The sequence below is a fragment of the Bradyrhizobium sp. CIR48 genome (assembly GCF_014198315.1).
GTDB lineage: Bacteria > Pseudomonadota > Alphaproteobacteria > Rhizobiales > Xanthobacteraceae > Bradyrhizobium.
On record NZ_JACIHG010000012.1, the window covers coordinates 206,226 to 225,410 of the forward strand.

Annotated in this window: 18 protein-coding genes; 5 read left to right on the forward strand and 13 right to left on the reverse strand. The window is 63.6% G+C overall.

Annotated features, from left to right (window positions below):
* Positions 1 to 16: 16 nt before the first annotated feature.
* The 7 genes from GGD66_RS32480 to GGD66_RS32510 are packed head-to-tail and all read right to left on the reverse strand — an operon-like array spanning position 17 to position 8,234.
* On the reverse strand, positions 17 to 694 hold the full coding sequence (locus GGD66_RS32480) for a phytanoyl-CoA dioxygenase family protein (RefSeq protein ID WP_092253667.1): 678 nt from the start codon (positions 692 to 694) through the stop codon (positions 17 to 19).
* A gap of 27 nt (positions 695 to 721) precedes the next feature.
* Entirely contained in the window at positions 722 to 1,534 is an 813-nt protein-coding gene (locus GGD66_RS32485; protein WP_183260539.1) for an HAD family hydrolase, read from the reverse strand.
* A gap of 22 nt (positions 1,535 to 1,556) precedes the next feature.
* Positions 1,557 to 2,087: a gluconokinase gene (locus GGD66_RS32490; RefSeq protein ID WP_183260541.1), complete on the reverse strand. Its 531-nt coding sequence runs from the start codon at positions 2,085 to 2,087 to the stop codon at positions 1,557 to 1,559.
* Entirely contained in the window at positions 2,074 to 2,823 is a 750-nt protein-coding gene (gene pgl / locus GGD66_RS32495; RefSeq protein ID WP_183260543.1) for a 6-phosphogluconolactonase, read from the reverse strand. Before pgl ends, GGD66_RS32490 begins: the two co-directional genes overlap by 14 nt.
* The gene (gene zwf, locus GGD66_RS32500; RefSeq protein WP_018318526.1) at positions 2,823 to 4,334 is read right to left on the reverse strand and encodes a glucose-6-phosphate dehydrogenase; all 1,512 of its coding nucleotides are present in this window, start codon (positions 4,332 to 4,334) and stop codon (positions 2,823 to 2,825) included. Before zwf ends, pgl begins: the two co-directional genes overlap by 1 nt.
* 38 nt (positions 4,335 to 4,372) lie before the next feature.
* Positions 4,373 to 5,371 (reverse strand): phosphogluconate dehydrogenase (NAD(+)-dependent, decarboxylating), encoded by a 999-nt coding sequence (gene gnd / locus GGD66_RS32505; RefSeq protein ID WP_183260544.1) that lies wholly within the window; start codon positions 5,369 to 5,371, stop codon positions 4,373 to 4,375.
* Between the two features lie 13 nt (positions 5,372 to 5,384).
* Positions 5,385 to 8,234 carry a bifunctional transaldolase/phosoglucose isomerase gene (locus tag GGD66_RS32510; protein ID WP_183260546.1) on the reverse strand — a complete coding sequence of 950 codons (2,850 nt, stop codon included), beginning with the start codon at positions 8,232 to 8,234 and terminating at the stop codon, positions 5,385 to 5,387.
* A 303-nt stretch (positions 8,235 to 8,537) separates the two neighbouring features.
* On the opposite strand from GGD66_RS32510, the gene GGD66_RS32515 reads away from it, so the two are divergent.
* The 4 genes from GGD66_RS32515 (at position 8,538) to GGD66_RS32530 (ending at position 14,276) form a co-directional block, all read left to right on the forward strand.
* Positions 8,538 to 9,203, forward strand: coding sequence for an STM3941 family protein (locus GGD66_RS32515; protein WP_183230685.1), 666 nt, complete (start codon positions 8,538 to 8,540; stop codon positions 9,201 to 9,203).
* Positions 9,204 to 9,500: 297 nt separating this feature from the next.
* Positions 9,501 to 11,444, forward strand: a complete 1,944-nt coding sequence (locus tag GGD66_RS32520) for a PrkA family serine protein kinase (protein ID WP_092253653.1) — start codon at positions 9,501 to 9,503, stop codon at positions 11,442 to 11,444.
* Between the two features lie 19 nt (positions 11,445 to 11,463).
* Entirely contained in the window at positions 11,464 to 12,741 is a 1,278-nt protein-coding gene (locus GGD66_RS32525) for a YeaH/YhbH family protein (protein ID WP_177237006.1), read from the forward strand.
* On the forward strand, positions 12,738 to 14,276 hold the full coding sequence (locus GGD66_RS32530) for a SpoVR family protein (RefSeq protein WP_092253648.1): 1,539 nt from the start codon (positions 12,738 to 12,740) through the stop codon (positions 14,274 to 14,276). The genes GGD66_RS32525 and GGD66_RS32530 overlap by 4 nt, the downstream gene beginning before the upstream one ends.
* A 207-nt stretch (positions 14,277 to 14,483) precedes the next feature.
* Here GGD66_RS32530 and GGD66_RS32535 read toward each other — a convergent pair whose 3' ends face one another.
* From GGD66_RS32535 to GGD66_RS32560, 6 genes are all read right to left on the reverse strand, one after another.
* Positions 14,484 to 14,933, reverse strand: a complete 450-nt coding sequence (locus GGD66_RS32535) for a DUF1801 domain-containing protein (RefSeq protein ID WP_183260548.1) — start codon at positions 14,931 to 14,933, stop codon at positions 14,484 to 14,486.
* Positions 14,934 to 14,947: 14 nt separating this feature from the next.
* Positions 14,948 to 15,142 carry a hypothetical protein gene (locus GGD66_RS32540; protein WP_210321754.1) on the reverse strand — a complete coding sequence of 65 codons (195 nt, stop codon included), beginning with the start codon at positions 15,140 to 15,142 and terminating at the stop codon, positions 14,948 to 14,950.
* A 59-nt stretch (positions 15,143 to 15,201) separates the two neighbouring features.
* Complete coding sequence (locus GGD66_RS32545; RefSeq protein WP_018318535.1) at positions 15,202 to 15,633, reverse strand: SRPBCC domain-containing protein; 432 nt, start codon at positions 15,631 to 15,633, stop codon at positions 15,202 to 15,204.
* Entirely contained in the window at positions 15,630 to 15,953 is a 324-nt protein-coding gene (locus tag GGD66_RS32550) for a helix-turn-helix transcriptional regulator (RefSeq protein ID WP_018318536.1), read from the reverse strand. Before GGD66_RS32550 ends, GGD66_RS32545 begins: the two co-directional genes overlap by 4 nt.
* A 248-nt stretch (positions 15,954 to 16,201) precedes the next feature.
* Positions 16,202 to 16,651, reverse strand: coding sequence for a DsrE family protein (locus GGD66_RS32555; RefSeq protein WP_018318537.1), 450 nt, complete (start codon positions 16,649 to 16,651; stop codon positions 16,202 to 16,204).
* Between the two features lie 38 nt (positions 16,652 to 16,689).
* A complete protein-coding gene (locus tag GGD66_RS32560; RefSeq protein ID WP_018318538.1) occupies positions 16,690 to 17,310 on the reverse strand; it encodes a hypothetical protein in 621 nt (206 codons plus the stop codon).
* 301 nt (positions 17,311 to 17,611) lie between these two features.
* On the opposite strand from GGD66_RS32560, the gene GGD66_RS32565 reads away from it, so the two are divergent.
* Positions 17,612 to 19,177 (forward strand): SUMF1/EgtB/PvdO family nonheme iron enzyme, encoded by a 1,566-nt coding sequence (locus GGD66_RS32565; protein WP_183260553.1) that lies wholly within the window; start codon positions 17,612 to 17,614, stop codon positions 19,175 to 19,177.
* Positions 19,178 to 19,185: the final 8 nt, after the last annotated feature.

Here is a 19,185-nt window from a genome sequence, read left to right on the forward strand (position 1 = left end):
TCATAGCCGCTTGCCCCTAGACCCCGAGCCACTCTAGGCCGCCCGCAAGCTCGCCTACGGCAAAGTCGACTTGCAGGACGCGGCGATGCATCGGAGTGGTCGCCGCCTCCGATGCATGGAGAATCGGCGTCGCGTAGAGCCAGATATCGCCTGCCTCGGCCACACACGCGATGGTGCCACAATGCCGGACGACGTCCTTTACGTCCTCCTCGGCAATCCGCCCAAGCTTATGCGATCCGGGCGCGATCAGAAGCGGCGCATTGCTTGCCGGGACAGGATCAATATGAACTCGCAGAGTTACCATACCCGATAGCAATGCGAAGGGCGGCTCGACGTGTTGCATGCCGCTCTTGACGCTCCATGTTTCGAAGCCGTCGACCGGTACGCGCGCTTTCACGGCGACCGTGCGATCCTGATGCCAGCCCAAAGCCCAGTTCGTCGCAGCCGTCTTGTCGAACAGGATGGCCCTGACCGGGCGGCAGGCTTCTCCAAGCGCCGACGCGGCACAGCTTCCGATATCTCCGCTCGTGGCCAGGAAGGGCGCGAGGCCGTCGACGCCTCTTAGTCTCAGGCCCGCGTGGTCAGGCGGCAGATGGGACAGGATTGCCTTGAGCTGGCTCACCGCATCTGAGGTCAGCGCCCGCCGGAATAGCTGCGCGCCATCATCCAGAAGAGTGAGATGTTCAATTCCCAAGATCGCACACCGAATTAGGCCGATCGCTCAGCCCACCCCATTCCGCTTCAAGATCATCTCCATCGCTTCGGCAAAACCATCCTGCTCGTTGCTCGCGGTGACGTGCGTCGCCTGGTCCTTGACGTTGTCGGTGGCGTTGCCCATGGCGATCGAGATGCCGCTGACGGCGAACATCGCAAGGTCGTTCTGCATGTCGCCGATGGTGGCGACGGCGCCGGTCGCAATGCCCAGGCGCCTGGCCATCGCCTCGACGAACGTGCCCTTGTTGAAGCCGGGCGGGGTGATGTCGAGATAATAGGTCTGCGAGCGCACTGCCGTTGCCTCGTTGCCTAGCGCCTCCTGCATCGCCTTCTCGCAAGCCTCGAGCCTGGCGGCGTCGGCGCTGGCGCCGACGATCTTGCAGGCGCTCGAAAGGTAAGGCGAAAAGTCCGTCACGATGGTGGGATCGGAGCGGATCGTATGCTGCTCGTGCGCGACGTATTTACCGCTGGGGTTGTCGATCAGCCACTTGTCGGTGGTGAACAGCCAGATGTCGGCGCCGAACTTGCGGAGGATCTGCAAGGACCGCTCGGCCGCGCTGGCCGGGATTAGGTGCTGCTCGACCGGCCGCATCTCCGGATCGACGATCGAGGAGCCGTTGAACGGGCCGACCGGCAGCCAGAGCGCCAGCGGCTCGATCAGGAAGCGCATGCCGATGGCGGGACGGCTGGAGGTGATGGTGAAGCCGATGCCGGCCTTGTGCAGCCGCTGCACCGCAGTCCTCGCGCGTTCCGTCAGCGTCTTGTCCTTGGTCAGCAGCGTGCCGTCGACGTCGGACACTACGAGTGAGATTTGCGTCATGACAGGACCTAACGGTTTTGCCTCAGCGTTTCGCAGTACCCAGTTTCAGCTGCCGCACCACGCCGTCCACGATCGCTTCGACGGTTTCGTCGATCGAGACGGTGATGACGTGCTCGCCCGCCTCCGGCGGCTCCAGCGTGTCGAACTGGCTCGTCAGTAGCCCAAGCGGCATGAAATGCCCCTTGCGCTGCGCCAGTCGTTCGGCGATCAGCTCCTTGGTTCCCTTCAGGAACACGAAGCGGACGTCGTCGCGTCCACGCAGCAGCACGTCACGATAGGTGTGCTTCAGCGCCGAGCAGGCGATGATGATATGCCCGCCCTTATCGCAAACCTGTGCGATTTCGTCGGCGATGGCGTTGAGCCAGGGCCAGCGGTCCTCGTCGGTGAGGGGATGGCCGGCCCGCATCTTCTCGACATTGCTGGCGGGATGAAAGCTGTCGCCGTCTTCGAAGCGCCAGCCGAGCCGCTCGCCGAGTGCTTCCGCAACCGTGCTCTTGCCCGAACCCGACACGCCCATCACGATCAATGCACAAGGTGCTTCAACGCCCGCCACGAATTCCCTCCGGAAGCGCGGCCCTGTCGACCAGCCAGACGGTCTCACCATTCGAGCGCGCGCGTACGGCCGGCAGAGTCTCGCCATTGACGAGGCGCGTCAAGATCGGCTGCTTGTCATGCCCGGCAATCTCGAACAGCATTTCGCGGCAGGAGGCCAGAGTGGGCAAAGTGAGCGAGACCCGCGGCACGAAAGGCGCGACATTGGCCTTTGGCACCCCGACGACCCAGCGTTCGGTCTCCTCGATTTCGGGGAAGCCCGGGAAGAGCGAGGCGGTGTGGCCGTCAGGGCCGGCGCCCATCAGGACCAGGTCGAACAACGGCCGCGCCGGATCGAGACTTTCAGAACGGTAGAAGGCCTGCAGCTCGCGCGCATAGGCCTCAGCGCTTCGGTCCGGATTGTCAGCCGTGGTCGGGATCGGGTGGATATGGCCGGACGGCGCATTGCTGTCGAGAAAGGCCACGCGCGCGACCGCCATGTTGTTGAGCGGATCGCTCTCAGGCACGAAACGTTCGTCCCCGATGAACCAGTGTACGCGGTCCCACGGGATCTTGCCGCGCCAGGGCTCGCTGCCGAGCAATTGATAGAGCTTTTTCGGGCTGGAGCCGCCGGTGAGGCAGATCGCGATGCGCGAGGGGTTGGCCGTGATCCGCGCCATCACCCGTTCGGCCGCGGCTTGCGCCAGCGCCCCGGCGTCGGCCGCGACGATCAGCTCTGGCAGTCCGGCCGCCGCCATCACGAAAATTTCCGCCAGCTTCGTCCGTCGCGCCGGAGCAGCTCGTCGGCGCAGGCCGGGCCGTCGCTGCCGGCTTCATAGGTCTCGATGCCGTTGGTGCCCGCGCTTTTCCAGGCGTCCAGGAACGGCTGCACTGCCTGCCATCCGGCCTCGATGCCGTCGGCGCGCTGGAACAGGATGTTGTCGCCGATCATGCAGTCGTAGATCAGCGTCTCGTAGCCGGTCGAGGGATCGGCGCGGAAATAGTCGCCGTAGCGGAATTTCATCTCGACGCCGTCGATGGTGACGCTCGGCCCCGGGATCTTGGCGTTGAACTGCAGCTCGATGGTCTCGGTCGGCGCAATGCCGATGGTGAGAAAATTCTGCGACAGGCGATCGACGGTCGTGCCTGAGAACATCGACAGCGGCGCCTGCTTGAACTTGATCGCGACTTCGGTGCGCTTGTGGCCCAGCGCCTTGCCGGTGCGCAAATAGAACGGCACGCCGGCCCAGCGCCAATTGTCGATCATCAGTTTCAGCGCAACAAAAGTCTCGGTGCTGCTGCCGGGCTTGACGTCCTGGGTCTTGTGGTAGTCCGGGATATCGTCGTCGCCGACGCGGCCCGCGAGATATTGCGCGCGGACCGAGTTTTTCAGCGCATCCTCCCGGCTCGGCTGCTGGATCGAAGTGAGCACCTCGGCCTTCTCGGAGCGCACGGAATGGGCGTCGAAGCGCGCCGGCGGCTCCATCGCCACCAGCGACATCAGCTGGAACAGATGGTTCGGCACCATGTCGCGCAGCGCGCCGGTGGCATCGTAGAAGCCGCCGCGATGGCCGACGCCGAGCTTCTCTTCCACGGTGATCTGGATGTGATCGATGTGGTTGCGATTCCAGATCGGCTCGAACATGCCGTTGGCAAAGCGCAGCACCAGGATGTTCTGCACGGTCTCCTTGCCGAGATAATGATCGATCCGGTAGATCTGGTGCTCGTCCATGATCTTCAGCAACTCGGCGTTCAGCGCCTTGGCCGAGGCGAGGTCGGTCCCGAACGGCTTTTCGATCACCAGCCGCCGCCAGGCGCCGTTCTCCTTCATCATGCCGGTGCGGCCGAGCTCGCGCGCCGTCGGTGCGAACGCAGTGGGCGGCGTTGCCAGATAGAACAGCCGGTTGCCGCCGGTGTCCTGCGCGCATTCCAGCGAATCCAGGTGCTCGCGCAGGCGATCGAACGACGGCGGGTCCTTCGGATCGGCCTCGACGAAGGTCACGCATTCCAGCAGCTTCTTTGCGATGTCGTCGTCCACGGGACGGGTCGCGAACTGGCGCAGTCCCTTCAACAGGCTGTTGCGCAGTTCGTCATCCGACTGCCCCCTGCGGGCCACGCCGACGACGCAGAACTTTTCCGGCAACAGATGCTCGGCCGCCAGATTGTAGAGCGACGGCATCACCAGCCGATGAGTGAGGTCGCCGGTCACGCCAAAGATGACGAAGGCGCAATTTTCCGGCTTGCGCTTTACTTGCGGGTCTTTTGTCACGAATTGTCGGCCTTCGCTTAGTTACGCTTACTGAGCTCTTATTTGGGCTTCGCGGCGCCCGGCTGCTTCGGCTCCTTGTGACCGCCAAAACCTGCGCGCATCGCGGAGAGAATTTTTTCGGCGAAGGTGTGTTCCTGGCGGGAACGGAAACGTGTGTAGAGCGCCGCGGTCAAAACTTCGGCCGGCACGGCCTCGTCGATCGCCGCGTTCACGGTCCAGCGTCCTTCGCCGGAATCTTCGACGAAGCCGGAATATTCCGCCAGCTGCGGGCTGTCGGCGAGCGCCGTCGAGGTGAGATCGAGCAGCCAGGACGGGATCACGCTGCCGCGCCGCCACACTTCGGCGATGTCGGCGAGATCGAAATCGTAGCGGTGATCTGCCGGGAGAGCCGCGATGTTGGCGTTCTTGAGGATGTCGAAACCTTCGGCATAGGCCTGCATCAGGCCGTATTCGATGCCGTTGTGGATCATCTTGACGAAGTGGCCGGCGCCGACCGGGCCGGCATGGATGTAACCCTGCTCGATGCGGGGATCGCGGCCCTCGCGTCCTTCCGTGCGTGGAATGTCGCCGGCGCCGGGCGCCAGCGCGGCGAAGATCGGATCGAGCCGGTCGACCACCTGCTTCTCGCCGCCGATCATCATGCAATAGCCGCGGTCGAGGCCCCAGACACCGCCCGATGTGCCGACGTCGACATAGTGGATGCCGCGTTCCTTCAGCGCCTTGCCGCGGCGGACATCGTCCTGCCAGAAGGTGTTGCCGCCATCGATGATGACGTCGCCTGCCTGCATCACGCCCGCGATGGTGTCGATCGTCGTCTCGGTGATGTGCCCCGCAGGCAGCATCACCCAGGCCGTGCGCGGCCGCTCAAGCTTCGAGATGAAGTCTTCGAGCGTCGAGGAGCCGACCGCACCGTCCGCGGCAAGGCTAGCCACGGCCTTGGCGTCCTTGTCATAGACCACGGTCGAATGTCCCTGGCGCATCAGGCGGCGAACGATGTTGCCGCCCATTCGGCCGAGGCCGATCATGCCGAGTTGCATCTGCGATATTCCCTTAGTTCAGCGCGTCGTTGAGTGCCGCATTGAGTGCCGCGAGACCCTTCTTGAGTCCGCCCTTGAGGTGCACGCGTAGCGCGCGCCGGCCGCGTTCGGTGAGCACGTCGAAATCGCCGCGTGCCTGCGCCGCCTTGATCACGCCGAAGCTGGCCTTCTGGCCCGGCACCGCCAGGTCCTTGGCATCATCGGCGGTAATCTGGAGGAACACGCCAGTGTCGGGCCCGCCCTTGTAGGCCTGCCCGGTGGAGTGCAGGAAGCGCGGTCCGAATTCGGCGCAGGTTGCGACCTGCCGCTTCTCACGGACCTCTAGCCGCATGGCCTGAAGCGCGTCGATAGTCACCTTGTCCCGCGCGATATAGCCGAGCAGGGCGACGTAATCGCCGTCGCCGGAGCGCGACAGATGCGCCTTGAGCCACGAGGTGAGGTCGCCGTTGGCGCCGGCGGCGCGCAGCGCGGTGGCGTTGGCCTCGTCGGTGTAGAGATCGGCCTCATCGGTGCTGACCACCGGCCGCTCTTCCGGCAAGGCGCCGGTCTTCTCGAACGACGCCGTGAGCTCGCGGGTCTTGATCTTGGCGGCTTCTACGTCCGGCTGGTCGAACGGGTTGATGCCGAGGATCGAGCCCGCCACGGCGGTCGCCATCTCGAAGCGGAAGAACTCCTGGCCGAGATGGTCGATCGACTTCATCACGATGCGCACGACGGGGTGGCCGGCCGCTTCGATCGCGGCAAGCTTGGAGTCATGGGCGGCATCCGCTTCGCCCTCGACGCGGATGTCGATGAAGAACCGGTCGTTGCCGTAGACGGAAGGATCGCCCAGCGGCTCGCCCTCGATCGGGATCAGGCCCTTGCCTTCCTTGCCGGTCGATTCCGCGATGAGCTGCTCGGCCCAGGCGCCGAAATCGGCGATCTTCTTCGACGACAGGATCGTCACCTTGTCGCGGCCTTCGAGGCCGGCGAGGCCGATGGCAAGGCCAAGCTGCACGCCCGGGTTTTCGCTCGGCGGCACGTCCGGTCCGCAGGAGCGCGCCATGGCCAGCGCATGCTTGACGAAGGTCTTGACGTCGATGCCGGCGGTCGCCGCCGGCACGAGGCCGAATGGCGACAGCACGGAATAGCGCCCGCCGATCGAGGGCTCGCCATAGAAGATGCGGGCGTAGTTCAGCTTCTTGGCGGCCTTCTCCAGCGATGAGCCGGGATCGGTCACCGCGATGAAGCGGAAGCCGGTCTTCGCCTTCGGGCCGAGTGCTTGCGCAACGCGCTCATGGAAATAGTCCTTCATCGCGTTCGGCTCGGTGGTGCCGCCGGACTTGCTGGAGACGATGAACACGGTGTTGGCGATGTCGATCCGGGCCTCCATCGCCCGCACCTGCGCCGGATCGGTGGAATCCAGCACATGCAGCTTCGGGAAGCCGGGCTTTTTCCCAAAAGTCTCGGCCAGCACCTCCGGCCCGAGGCTCGATCCGCCCATGCCGAGCACGACGGCGTCGGAGAACTTTTGCCCCTTCACGCGGCCGGCATAGTCCTCGTAATCGGCGACGTCGGCCTTGGCGGCGCTGTCGAGCCAGCCGAGCCATTTGTCCTCGTCCGTGCCGGTCCAGACCGACTTGTCGCGCTGCCACAGCCTGCGGATTTTTGCGGACGCCCGCCATTCCTCCGTGCTCTTGGTTACGGCCTTGTCGAGCCCGTCGCCGAGCGAGAGAGACTGGCGGTCCAGCGCGGGCCCAAGCACCGTGGCGCGCTTGTGGGCGACGGCGCCGTAGAGCTTGTCGGCGGCGTCCGCGAACAGCTTGACGCCGTCCTTGACGAGCTCCTCGGTGATGGCGTCCAGCGAGACGCCGGAGCGCTCCAGCTCTTCCAGCACGCGGTAGGCATCCTCGACGTTCTCTTCCAGGCTGTCGCGCGGCTTGCCGTGGTCGCGGAACGCATCCAGCGTTGCCGGCGGCACGGTGTTGATGGTGTCTGGACCGATCAGCTCCTCGACATAGAGGACGTCGCTGTAATCCTTGTTCTTGGTGCCGGTCGAGGCCCACAGCATCCGCTGCGGCTTGGCGCCCTTGGCGGCGAGCTTGTCCCAGCGGGGACCCGAGAACAGGCGCTTGTAGTCCTGGTAGGCGACCTTGGCGTTGGCGATCGCAACGTTGCCCTTGAGCGCGGCGAGCCGCTCCTTCTCGGACGGATCGTTGGCGCGGGCGATCTTGTCGTCGAGCTGCTTGTCGACCACGCTGTCGATACGGCTGACGAAGAAGCTGGCCACGCTCGCGACATGCGAGGGGTCGCCGCCGCCTGCGACGTATTTTTCGAGGCCGGCGATGTAGGCTTCGGCCACCTGGAGGTAGACCGCCTTGGAGAACAGCAGCGTGATGTTGATGCTGATGCCGTCTCCGATCAGCTGCTCGATCGCCGGCAGGCCTTCCGGCGTCGCCGGCACCTTCACCATCAGGTTCTTGCGACCAACATCCTTCCAGAGCCGGCGAGCCTCAGCGACCGTGCCTGATGTGTCCATGGCGAGATAGGGCGAGACCTCCAGGCTGACATAGCCGTCGCCGCCCTCGAGGCGGTCATAGACCGGGCGCAGCACGTCGGCTGCGTTCTGGATGTCCTCGATCGCGACGGCCTCGAACAGGTCGGCCACGGTCCGGTCGCCGCGCTTCAGCGCCTTGCCGATCGGGGCGTCATATTCGTCCGAGCTGCCGATCGCCTTCTCGAAGATCGAGGGGTTGGAGGTGACGCCCTTGACGCCGTCGGTCTCGATCAGCCGCTTCAGGTCGCCCTTGGCAATGAAGCCGCGGGCCAGGAAGTCCAGCCAGACGGCTTGTCCGTGCTTTTCCAGTTCTTTGACGGGATTCATGATGCTTATTTATCTCCAAGCCTGCGGGCGAGGGGTTTCCGCGCCGGTCCTGACGCGCTATCCTCTAGCTTACATGCACCCGGGAGGGAACCAATCAAGGGTACAGGCGTCATACCTCCAGTGTAACTCCGTCGCGATCATGGCGATCCGGGCGGGAGTAGCGGTTGTTGCGTAAAAAGTCGTTGGCCGAAGGTTCGGCCGGGTCTCGTTGCGTAACGCCGGCCGCTTCGTCGTCAGCCAGTGGCTGCGTGGAGTGCCATCAGCGGATTCCGGTCCGTCTGGTGCATCGTGGTTCGGCCGCGAATGGCCATGCTGGGGAAGAGCATGCACGCCCATCCTGAAGGTCTGGCGTTTGGTGTTGCCGACAGCCAGCAATCTGCCATGACCATCGACGCATCCCGCGATCTCGAAATCAGGCGATGCGCGACGCGGTTGCGGCTGCTGGTCGCGGCTGGCTTTGCGATGACCCTGCTCAGCGCCAGCCTCGCCTTCGACTTGTGGGACGGTTTGGGCGACTACGACACGACGCTCGGCTATGCCGGCGTCGCGCTGTTCGGCCTGGTGACCTGTTGGCTGATCTGGATGCTGCCCGCCGAACGGGGGGCGGTGGTGGTCGTCACCCCCTACGGCATCCGCGATCTCCGCATCGGCAATGAATTTCTGCCGTGGGATTCGATTGCAGAGATTTCGGCTGAGGAAAGCCGCGGCCACAAGATGATCGTGCTGACGCCGACGCCGGCCTTGCAGCAGCAGCTCTGCGGCATCCGCGATTTGGCCCGTTGCGTGCGAAACGATCGTATCGTCATCCTGTCGGACGGCCTGGCGACCGATTTTGATACATTGCTGCGCGCTTGCCGCGACTGTCACGCTGCCAGCACTCCGCGCGCCGCATTGCAGCAGGAAGATGAACGCGGCACCCAAGGTGGAAACCAAGGCGGCGCTCAAGGCTTCGCCGTACAAGCGTCATAAGATCGCCGCTCGCAGATCGCTATGCTGCAACGCCGGATGGACTCATCCCCGGTAACGCCCGGATGTTGCGACTGAGTGACATTTTCTGGAAATGAGCCAATATAGACAGAGATTCGCACAAAATACGGGCAGGTGCCTGTTCGTAACTCAACGAGTGCCTACGTTGTGCGTTGCGTGGTGTCGGCACCCGGGTGTCCAATGATCGTCATGTGCTCACGCTGATTCGAAACGGCCTGAGGAACGGTCCGGTAACTGCTTTCGTTTCAGCTTGTAGCGGAACTCACGCGGAGAGGGATCATGTACAACGATTCTCTATTCAACGCTTTCGCTCGGTCGTTCGAGGCGAGAAGCCAGCACGACATGTCGATGGCGGAATATCTGGAATCGTGTCGAAGCGATCCCATGAAATACGCGAACGCGGCCGAACGACTACTAGCGGCGATCGGCGAGCCCCAGACGATTGACACGGCCAAGGACCCACGCCTTGGCCGTATTTTTTTGAACCGCACGATCCGCACCTATCCGGCCTTCGCCGGCTTCTACGGCATGGAAGAAACCATCGAGCGCATCGTTGGTTTCTTCCGCCATGCGGCGCAGGGCCTGGAGGAGCGCAAGCAGATCCTCTATCTGCTCGGGCCGGTCGGCGGCGGCAAATCCTCGCTCGCCGAGCGGTTGAAGTCGCTGATGGAAGTGCATCCGATCTACGTGCTCAAGGCTGGCGACGAGCTCTCGCCGGTGTTCGAGAGCCCGCTCAGCCTGTTCGATCCCGATCATCTCGGGCCGATGCTGGAAGAGAAATACGGCATTCCGCGCCGTCGTCTCACCGGCCTGATGAGCCCGTGGTGCTACAAGCGGCTGGAAGCCTTCGGCGGCGATATCTCCCAGTTTCGTGTCGCAAAAATCCAGCCGTCGCGGCTGCGCCAGATTGCGATCTCCAAGACCGAGCCCGGTGACGAGAACAACCAGGACATCTCCTCGCTGGTCGGCAAGGTCGATATCCGCAAGCTCGAGACCTACGCACAGAACGATCCCGACGCCTACAGCTATTCCGGCGGCCTCAACCGCGCCAACCAGGGCGTGCTCGAGTTCGTCGAGATGTTCAAGGCGCCGATCAAGATGCTGCACCCGCTGCTGACCGCGACGCAGGAGGGCAACTATATCGGCACCGAGAACATCGGCGCGATCCCGTTCACCGGCGTCATCCTCGCGCATTCCAACGAGGCCGAGTGGGCGAGCTTCAAGGCCAACAAGAACAACGAAGCCTTCATCGACCGCATCTGCGTGATCAAGGTGCCTTACTGCCTGCGCGTCACCGAGGAGCAGAAGATCTACGAGAAGCTGATCCAGGGCTCCGAGCTCGCGTCGGCGCCTTGCGCGCCTTCGACGCTGGAGACGCTGGCGCGGTTCTCGGTGATGTCGCGCCTGCGCAAGCACGAGAACTCCACCCTGTTCGGCAAGATGCGGGTCTACGACGGCGAGAGCCTGAAGGAATCCGATCCGAAGGCGCGCAGCGTCCAGGAATATCGCGACGCCGCCGGCGTCGACGAGGGCATGGACGGCGTCTCCACCCGCTTCGCCTTCAAGATCCTGGCTGCGACCTTCAACCACGATCCGCAGGAGGTCGCCGCCGACGCCGTGCATCTGATGTACGCACTGGAGCAGTCGATCCGCCGGGAGCAGCTGCCGGAGGAAGTCGAGAAGCGCTATCTCGAATTCATCAAGGCGGATCTGGCGCCGCGCTACGCCGAGTTTATCGGCAACGAAATCCAGAAGGCCTATCTCGAATCCTACTCGGATTACGGCCAGAATCTGTTCGACCGCTACGTCGACTATGCCGACGCCTGGATCGAGGACCAGGACTTCAAGGATCCCGACACCGGCCAGCTGCTCGATCGCGAGCTTTTGAACCAGGAGCTGACCAAAATCGAGAAGCCGGCGGGCATCGCCAACCCCAAGGACTTCCGCAACGAGGTCGTCAAATTCTCGTTACGCTCGCGGGCCCAGCACGGTGGCAAAAATCCGACCTGGACCTCCTACGAGAAGATTCGCGACGTGATCGAAAAGAGGATATTCTCGCAAGTCGAGGACCTGCTTCCGGTCATCTCTTTCGGATCGAAGAAGGACGGCGAGACGGAGAAGAAGCACGGCGAGTTCGTCGCACGCATGGTGGAGCGTGGCTACACCGAGCGTCAGGTTCGCCGGCTCGTCGAATGGTACATGCGTGTGAAGCAGGCCGGTTGAGGCGGATGGTAAAGTGCCCATTCACATTATTGACAGGCGCCTGAATCCAGGCGGCAAGAGTCTTGAGAACCGCCAGCGGTTCTTGCGTCGGGCCAAATCCCTGGTGCAGGGCGCCGTCAAGAAGACCTCGCAGGAACGCGACATCAAGGACGTCCTGGAGGGTGGTGAGGTCACGATCCCGCTCGACGGCATGCACGAGCCGCGCTTCCGCCGCGAAGGCGGAACGCGCGACATGGTGCTGCCCGGGAACAAGAAGTTCATCGAGGGGGACTATCTGCAGCGCTCCGGCCAGGGCAGCGCCAAGAATTCCGGCCCGGGCGAAGGCGACAGCGAGGATGCCTTCCGCTTCGTGCTCTCCCGCGACGAGTTCGTCGATCTCTTCCTCGACGATCTCGAGCTGCCGGATCTGGCCAAGCGCAAGATCGCGCAGACCGAGAGCGAGGGCATTCAGCGCGCCGGCTACACCACGTCGGGCTCGCCCGCCAACATCTCGGTGAGCCGGACGGTGAAGCTGGCGCTCGCCCGCCGCATCGCGCTCAAGCGTCCCCGCAAGGAAGAGATCGAGGAACTGGAAGCCGCGATCGCCGCCTGCACCGACGAGGACGAGCTTGAGGTGCTTCTCGCCCAGCTCGAGAAGCTGAAGGCGAAGACCAAGCGGATTCCCTTCATCGATCCGCTCGACATCCGCTACCGCCGCTTCGAGACGGTGCCGAAGCCGGTGGCGCAGGCGGTGATGTTCTGCCTGATGGACGTGTCGGGCTCGATGTCCGAGCACATGAAGGATCTCGCCAAGCGCTTTTACATGCTGCTCTACGTGTTCCTGAAGCGCCGCTACAAGCATGTCGAGATCGTCTTCATCCGCCACACCGACCGCGCCGAGGAGGTCGACGAGCAGACCTTCTTCTATGGCCCGGCCTCGGGCGGCACGCTGGTCTCGAGCGCGCTGCAGGCGATGCACGAGATCGTGCGCGAGCGCTTCAATCCGTCGGACTGGAACATCTACGCCGCGCAGGCCTCCGACGGCGACAATTCCTATTCCGACGGTGAGCTCACGGGGCTGCTGCTGACCGACAAGATCCTGCCGGTCTGTCAGTTCTTTGCCTATCTCGAGGTCGGGGAATCCGGCGGCAGCGCCTTCGATCTCTCCGACTCCTCGCTCTGGACTCTCTACGACCGCCTGCGCAACAGCGGCGCACCGCTCTCGATGCGCAAGGTCAGCGAGCGCAGCGAGATCTTTCCGGTGTTCCACGATCTGTTCCAGCGCCGCGAAACTGCCCAGGAGAAAGCCGCTCCATGACGGAACGATTGTTCGAAGGCGCGGATTGGGATTTCCACACCTTGCAGCGCATCACCGATGCCTGCGAGGCGGTGGCGACGAAGGATCTCGGGCTCGACGTCTATCCGAACCAGATCGAGGTCATCACCGCCGAGCAGATGCTGGATGCCTACTCCTCCGTCGGCATGCCGCTGTTCTACAAGCACTGGTCGTTCGGCAAGCAATTCGCTTACCATGAGGCGTCCTATCGCAAGGGCCTGATGGGGCTCGCCTATGAGATCGTGATCAACTCCTCGCCCTGCATCTCCTATCTGATGGAGGAGAACACGGCGACGATGCAGACCCTGGTGATCGCGCACGCCGCTTTCGGTCACAACCACTTCTTCAAGAACAATTACCTGTTCAAGCAGTGGACTGACGCCGACGGCATCCTGGATTATCTCGACTTCGCCAAGACGTATGTCATGCAATGCGAGGAGCGCTACGGCCGCGTCGAGGTCGAGCGGACGCTCGATGCCGCGCACGCGCTGATGTCGCACGGCATCGACCGCTATCCCGGCAAGAAGAAGCTGGATCTGCGGGCCGAAGAGAAGCGGGCAGGGCGCCGTCGCCAGCACGAGGAGGAGGTCTTCAACGACCTCTGGCGCACGGTCCCCAAGGGCGCGGCCAAGAGCCGGTCCGCGCTCAGCATCGAGCGCCGCCGCAAGCTGCTCGGCCTGCCGCAGGAAAACCTGCTCTATTTCCTGGAGAAGAGTGCGCCGCGACTGGCGCCGTGGCAACGCGAGCTGCTGCGCATCGTCCGCCACATCGCGCAATATTTCTATCCGCAGAGCCAGACCAAGGTGATGAACGAGGGGACGGCGACTTACGTCCACTATCGCATCATGACCAAGCTGCACGAGCAGGGCCGCATCACCGACGGCAATTTCCTCGAATTCCTGGGATCGCACACCAATGTGGTGTTCCAGCCCGAATTCGACGACCCGCGCTTCTCCGGATTCAACCCCTATGCACTCGGCTTTGCCGTGATGCAGGACATCGAGCGCATCGTCACCAAACCGGAGGACGAGGACCGCGAATGGTTCCCCGACATCGCCGGCAAGGGCGACGTGATGGGCGTGCTGCGCGACGTCTGGGCCAACTACCGCGACGAAAGCTTCATCGCCCAGTTCCTGAGCCCGAAGCTGATGCGGCACTTCCGCATGTTCCATCTGCACGACGATCCCGAGGAGCGCGCCGGCATCCGGGTCGATGCCATCCACGACGAGCGCGGCTTCCGCCGCGTCCGCCGCGAGCTGGCACGGCAGCATGATGTCGGCTTCATCGACGCCAATATCGAGGTGGTCGACGTCGATCTCTCCGGCGACCGCCGGCTGATCCTGCACCACCACGTCATCAAGGGCTCGCAACTCAACGAGACCGATGCCAAGCGGGTGTTGCAGCACCTGGCCGATCTCTGGACCTACGACGTCGCGCTGATCGAGGTCGATGCCAACGACAAGGTCATGCGCGAATACGTCGTGAGCCCGCGTCCGATCCCGGCGGCGGTGGCGTGAGGCTGCCGTCTGCGCGGCAATAAGGCGAGATGCGCGTTGATGTGCCCTCGCCCCTTGTGGGAGAGGGCAGGGAGGACGGCAGACACAAGCTCACTTCGGTGAGGGGTATCTTTCCACACCTTCCACTGCCGATAGAGACCCCTCATCCGGCGCTTCGCGCCACCTCCTCCTACAAGGGGAGAAGGAAGGCACTGCACTACGGCTGCTCTATGCCGAGCGCTTTACCGGCTTCTTCGCCGCCTTCTTCTTCGACCCATTCAGCTCAACCGCCGCGCGGATCAGCGCCTTCAACGCCTTCTCGTTGATCTTCTCGCCTTCGCGAATGTCGATCGCGCGCCGCACGTTGCCGTCGAGGCTGGAATTGAACAGGCCGGCCGGGTCGTCCAGCGCGGCGCCCTTGGCAAAGGTCATCTTCACCACTTCCTTGTAGGTCTCGCCGGTGCAGATGATGCCGTCGTGCTCCCAGACGGGAACGCCGCGCCATTTCCATTCCTCGACGACCTCAGGATCGGCCTGCTTGATCAGGCCGCGGACCCGCGCCAGCATTTCGCCGCGCCAGTCGCCGAGCTCCTTGATCCTGCCGTCGATCAGCTTGGAGGGCGACGGCCCAGTCGCGTCTTTCGTGCTGCTCTTCTTCGCCGCTACTGCCTTCTTCATCGTCTCGCCTCGCATCACGCGTTGCCGCGGCGGCCGATATAGGGCAGCGCGAACAGATAGAGCCCGGTCGCCAGCAGCGGGATCAGCGGGACCAGCGCCAGGAAGCCGATCCAGACCGCCTGGAGCTGCATGGTCATGGCGATGATGTTGGCGATGACGGCGAGCGTGAAAGCCATCGACAGCCAGCGATGGATCTGACGAATCCACATGTCTGTGCTCACTGGGGTCTCCCTCTAGAAATGATTGGAATGGATACGGCCGGCCGGGGCTATTCCTCCCGCGCCAGCACCTCGTCCAGCTTGGCAAGGAACTGCTTCCAGCCGGCATGCGCGCCGCCGTAAGCCTGCTTTTGCGTCGGGCTGAAGCCCGCCTGCTCGACGCGTAAGTGAGTGCCCGCACCGGTCGGCGTCAGCGTGAAGGTCACGACGCTCCTGAGGTCGAACGCGGCGTCCTCATGCGAGAAATTCCAGGTGTAGGCGAGCGTCTTCTGCGGCTCGATGGTGAGCACCTCGCAGTCCAGCACGCCACCCCATTCACCGCGAAGATTGAAGCGATGACCGACTGACGGCTTGAAGTCGTTCTTCATCAGCCATTCCTCGATCAGATGCGGCTGCGTCAGCGCGCGCCAGAGCCGCTCGGCCGGGAAGGCGAATTCGCGCTCGACGACGACGGAGCGTGTTTCGCTTGAGGCTTCGGTCATTGGTCCATCCTCTTCAGGAGATCGTCGAGTGCGTCGAGCCGCCTCTGCCAGAATCCGGTCATCTGGCTGGTCCAGTCGCGCAGCGGATCGAGTGCGCCGGGCTGCGCGCTGTAGTGGGTCTGCCGCCCCTCATGGCGGTCCCGCACGAGGCCGGCCAGCTTCAACGCGCCGAGATGTTTCGAGACGGCCGGCTGGGAAACGCCGGATCTCACGGTCAGGGCCCCGACCGTCTGCTCCCCCTCGCGGCACAGCCGCTCGAAGATCGCCCGCCTTGTGGGGTCGGCGAGCGTCCGGAACAGGAGGTCGGGGGCGAGAGACATGGGAATCCATAACCAGGAAGTTATGGGTTAACTCATAGCCGCAGGGTTATGGGTGAGTCAAGCGGGATGAAGATGAGTTTGGAGGGCGCTGCGAGCTCCGCCTTACCTCCGGGCGATGCAAAGCATCGACCCGCGCGCCGGGTGAGGGCTTTTTCCTCTAGGGGATTGTCCCTCTGCGGAGCCACCCTCTCCCCAACCCTCGCAGGCGGGGGAGGGAGTGCACTTGTCGTGTGGGTAAGAAGCAGCCCCTACGGCCGCAGATAAAGATACCCCTGCGACTGCAGCTCAGCCAAACGAACCACGCCGCCCTTTTCCGCGCTGACGAAGCCCGGCAGCAGCTCGGTCAACGTCACGTTCTGCGCCTTCATCGTGTTGCCGCACGCGGCGAGCTCGACGCCGTCCTTGGAGAATTCGCCGACGCGCTTGCTGATGTCGGGGTTCGCCTGCGCCGAGTGGAATGCCTTCAGCGCCGGCCCGTGGATCACCAGCGCGATCGTGACGTGATCAGGACCGCCGACACCGTCGATGTGGTTCTGGATGTTGCCGAGCACGAAGTTGACCTTCTCGGCATCGCTGAGATGGTAGACCACTTTCAGCTTGTTGCCCGCGCCCGCTCCCGTCGCGGCTTTCGCGCCGGAGGCACCGAATGCCGCGCCGAGGGCCGAGATTGCGCTCCACAAGATGTTCCGCCGGTTCATGGCGATCTCCCTCGACTGACTTTGCCGGAGACATATCATCATTTGTGGCGGAGCGCGGCGAGTTCCTTGCGGTCGGTCACCAGCGAAGCGCACTCGCTATTGTCGGTGCGATCAAGCCGAAAGATCCTGTCGTCGGCACCGCCGACCAGCGACCGCTCGGCCTCGTCATCCGGCTTGTTGTTCTGCCAGACCCGGACCCGTTCGAGCCGCACGATCGTCGACTTGTCGTCTTTGGACAGCGCAACGCCGATGCCACCGCCTTCGCAATCGACACCGCAACCGAGGCGAACCTCGTTGCCGTCCTTGGTGAATACGGCGTGGTTGCAAGAACCGCTGGAGTCGAAATCGCCGGAGCGATGGCGGTACCTGAAGCCGAGGCGGAAGGAATTGTGCAGCTCCTTGTCTTCCTTGTCCAACTCGGCCGAGATCAGCAGCTTCATCGAAGCGACCTTCTGCTTCGGATGCCGCGCCAGGTGCTCCGCATCGTAGCGGCGGACGAAGCAGGCATAGGCCTTGTTGCCGGGCGCGCCCGCATACATGCGCGTGTTGAAGGTCTCGGCCTCGGCCTTGCTGGCTTCGCGGACGTCGTCGGCCTCTTCCGCGTGGGCCGTACTGATGAGTGCGGCAACGGCGAGGGCAGTCAGGAGAGAAAGCTTCATGATGGCCTCGAACGCAGGAGCGAGCTGTAGGCTTTAGACGCGGCCCAGGTGCGACGCGTTCAACCCGCGCAAGTCGTACATGATCATCACAGCGCGGAGCGGATGGACAGTTCCAGGCACGGCGTTAGTCACCGGGAGGGCGAGGAAGGTTCAACCGATGCGAGGCCTTCGCCTTCCGGAACTCGATCCCTGCGAGTCCTTCGACATTGCTCCATTTCATCAATGTGATAGCCTTCACAGACGATCGCCTTTAGCGGTCGTAAGCTGGGGCTGCCTTTGTAGGTTTGTGGAGTCCCCCGCAATGGGCGAAATTCGCAACTTCAGATCCGGAAATCAGGACGGGCCGCCTCCACACGGCCCCATGCCTCGTCGCCTCGCGGCGATCATTGTCGGCGACATCGCTTCCTACAGTCGCATCATGCAGGCCGACGAGGAGGGCACGCATGTCCGCGTCAAGCGGATCGAGCGGGATATCATCCAGCCCAGCATCGTCGAGCACCATGGCACGCTGGTGAAGACGACGGGCGACGGCTTCATCGCCATCTTCGACAGTCCTGTCGAGGCCGTTCGATGCAGCATCGTCATCCAGCAGAATCTCATCGGCCGCAACGCCCCGCTTCCCAAGCATTCACGGCTCGAATACCGGATCGGCGTCAATCTCGGCGACGTCATCGTGGAGCCGGACGATGTCTACGGCGACGGGGTCAACATCGCCACACGTATCGAGGGTATCGCCGAGCCCGGTCACGTCTATATCTCAGGCGCGATCTACGAGCAGATCAAGCACAAGGTGGTGTGCGGCTATGAGTCGCTCGGGGACCGCAAGGTCAAGAACATCACGGATCCGGTGCGCGTCTATCGCGTGCTGCCGGACGCAGACGCGGTCGGCAGGACGCGCGGCCGGCGCGAGAGCATGCTGCTCTTTCTTCTGATCATGGCATTGCTGGTGATTGCCGGCTACGTGCTTTGGTACGTGCTGGTGCAGCACCGCAGCCAGGTGGGGCAACAGGCTGCCGCTCCTCCGATCGCGGCGCCGTCGGCTTCGCCGATGCCGCAATCCGTTCCGTCGTTACCGAGCCCGGCGGCACCGGCGCCCCAAGCTGCACCCGCGGCTTCTCCCTTGCCCACAACGACGCCGTCGCCCGCAGCATCGCCTTCACCATCTCCGGCATCCGCTCCATCGGTGACGGCGGTTCGAGAACCCGAGATGATCCCCATTCGCGGCGGCAGCTTTGCGATGGGAAGCAATGACGATCCGACCGAACGTCCTGTCCACCAGGTCACGGTCAAACCGTTCTCGATCGGCAAATATCCGGTGACGGTGCGGGAATGGAACGAATGCGCGGCCGCAAAGGCGTGCGGCTTCACCGCCACCGGCAAAGAGGATGCGCCGATCGGCAATGTGAGCTGGACCGACGCGCAGCAATATGCCGCCTGGCTCGCGCAGGCGACGAAGAAGCCTTACCGGCTTCCGAGCGAGGCCGAATGGGAATATGCCGCGCGCGGCGGCACGCAGAGCAAATATTGGTGGGGCGACAAGCTTCAGCCAGGCATGGCCGGCTGCAAGGATTGCGGTGACCTCGCGGCCGAGCAGCCGGCGAAGGTCGGCAACTTCAAGCCGAATCCGTTCGGCCTCCACGACATGGGGGGCGGTATCGATCAGTGGGTCGAGGACTGCTGGCACAGGACCTATCAGGGCGCACCCACTGACGGCTCGGCATGGGGTGGCGGGGACTGCAGCTCGCACGTTCTGCGCTCGGGCTCGTGGAAGAACGATGCGAGATATGTGAGGCCATCCAACCGCGATGGTTACGACACCAATGTCCGTTACCCCACGCATGGATTCCGCGTCGCGCTCAGTCCGTAAGTGCTGGA

What these genes read in the sequence shown, in the direction of transcription:
- GGD66_RS32485 (WP_183260539.1), bottom strand. Translation starts at nt 1,534, where the DNA reads ATGACGCAAATCTCACTCGTAGTGTCCGACGTCGACGGCACGCTGCTG.
- pgl (WP_183260543.1), bottom strand. Translation starts at nt 2,823, where the DNA reads ATGGCGGCGGCCGGACTGCCAGAGCTGATCGTCGCGGCCGACGCCGGG.
- gnd (WP_183260544.1), bottom strand. Translation starts at nt 5,371, where the DNA reads ATGCAACTCGGCATGATCGGCCTCGGCCGAATGGGCGGCAACATCGTT.
- GGD66_RS32510 (WP_183260546.1), bottom strand. Translation starts at nt 8,234, where the DNA reads ATGAATCCCGTCAAAGAACTGGAAAAGCACGGACAAGCCGTCTGGCTG.
- GGD66_RS32515 (WP_183230685.1), top strand. Translation starts at nt 8,538, where the DNA reads ATGGCCATGCTGGGGAAGAGCATGCACGCCCATCCTGAAGGTCTGGCG.
- GGD66_RS32520 (WP_092253653.1), top strand. Translation starts at nt 9,501, where the DNA reads ATGTACAACGATTCTCTATTCAACGCTTTCGCTCGGTCGTTCGAGGCG.
- GGD66_RS32530 (WP_092253648.1), top strand. Translation starts at nt 12,738, where the DNA reads ATGACGGAACGATTGTTCGAAGGCGCGGATTGGGATTTCCACACCTTG.
- GGD66_RS32535 (WP_183260548.1), bottom strand. Translation starts at nt 14,933, where the DNA reads ATGAAGAAGGCAGTAGCGGCGAAGAAGAGCAGCACGAAAGACGCGACT.
- GGD66_RS32540 (WP_210321754.1), bottom strand. Translation starts at nt 15,142, where the DNA reads ATGTGGATTCGTCAGATCCATCGCTGGCTGTCGATGGCTTTCACGCTC.
- GGD66_RS32545 (WP_018318535.1), bottom strand. Translation starts at nt 15,633, where the DNA reads ATGACCGAAGCCTCAAGCGAAACACGCTCCGTCGTCGTCGAGCGCGAA.
- GGD66_RS32550 (WP_018318536.1), bottom strand. Translation starts at nt 15,953, where the DNA reads ATGTCTCTCGCCCCCGACCTCCTGTTCCGGACGCTCGCCGACCCCACA.
- GGD66_RS32555 (WP_018318537.1), bottom strand. Translation starts at nt 16,651, where the DNA reads ATGAACCGGCGGAACATCTTGTGGAGCGCAATCTCGGCCCTCGGCGCG.
- GGD66_RS32560 (WP_018318538.1), bottom strand. Translation starts at nt 17,310, where the DNA reads ATGAAGCTTTCTCTCCTGACTGCCCTCGCCGTTGCCGCACTCATCAGT.
- GGD66_RS32565 (WP_183260553.1), top strand. Translation starts at nt 17,612, where the DNA reads ATGGGCGAAATTCGCAACTTCAGATCCGGAAATCAGGACGGGCCGCCT.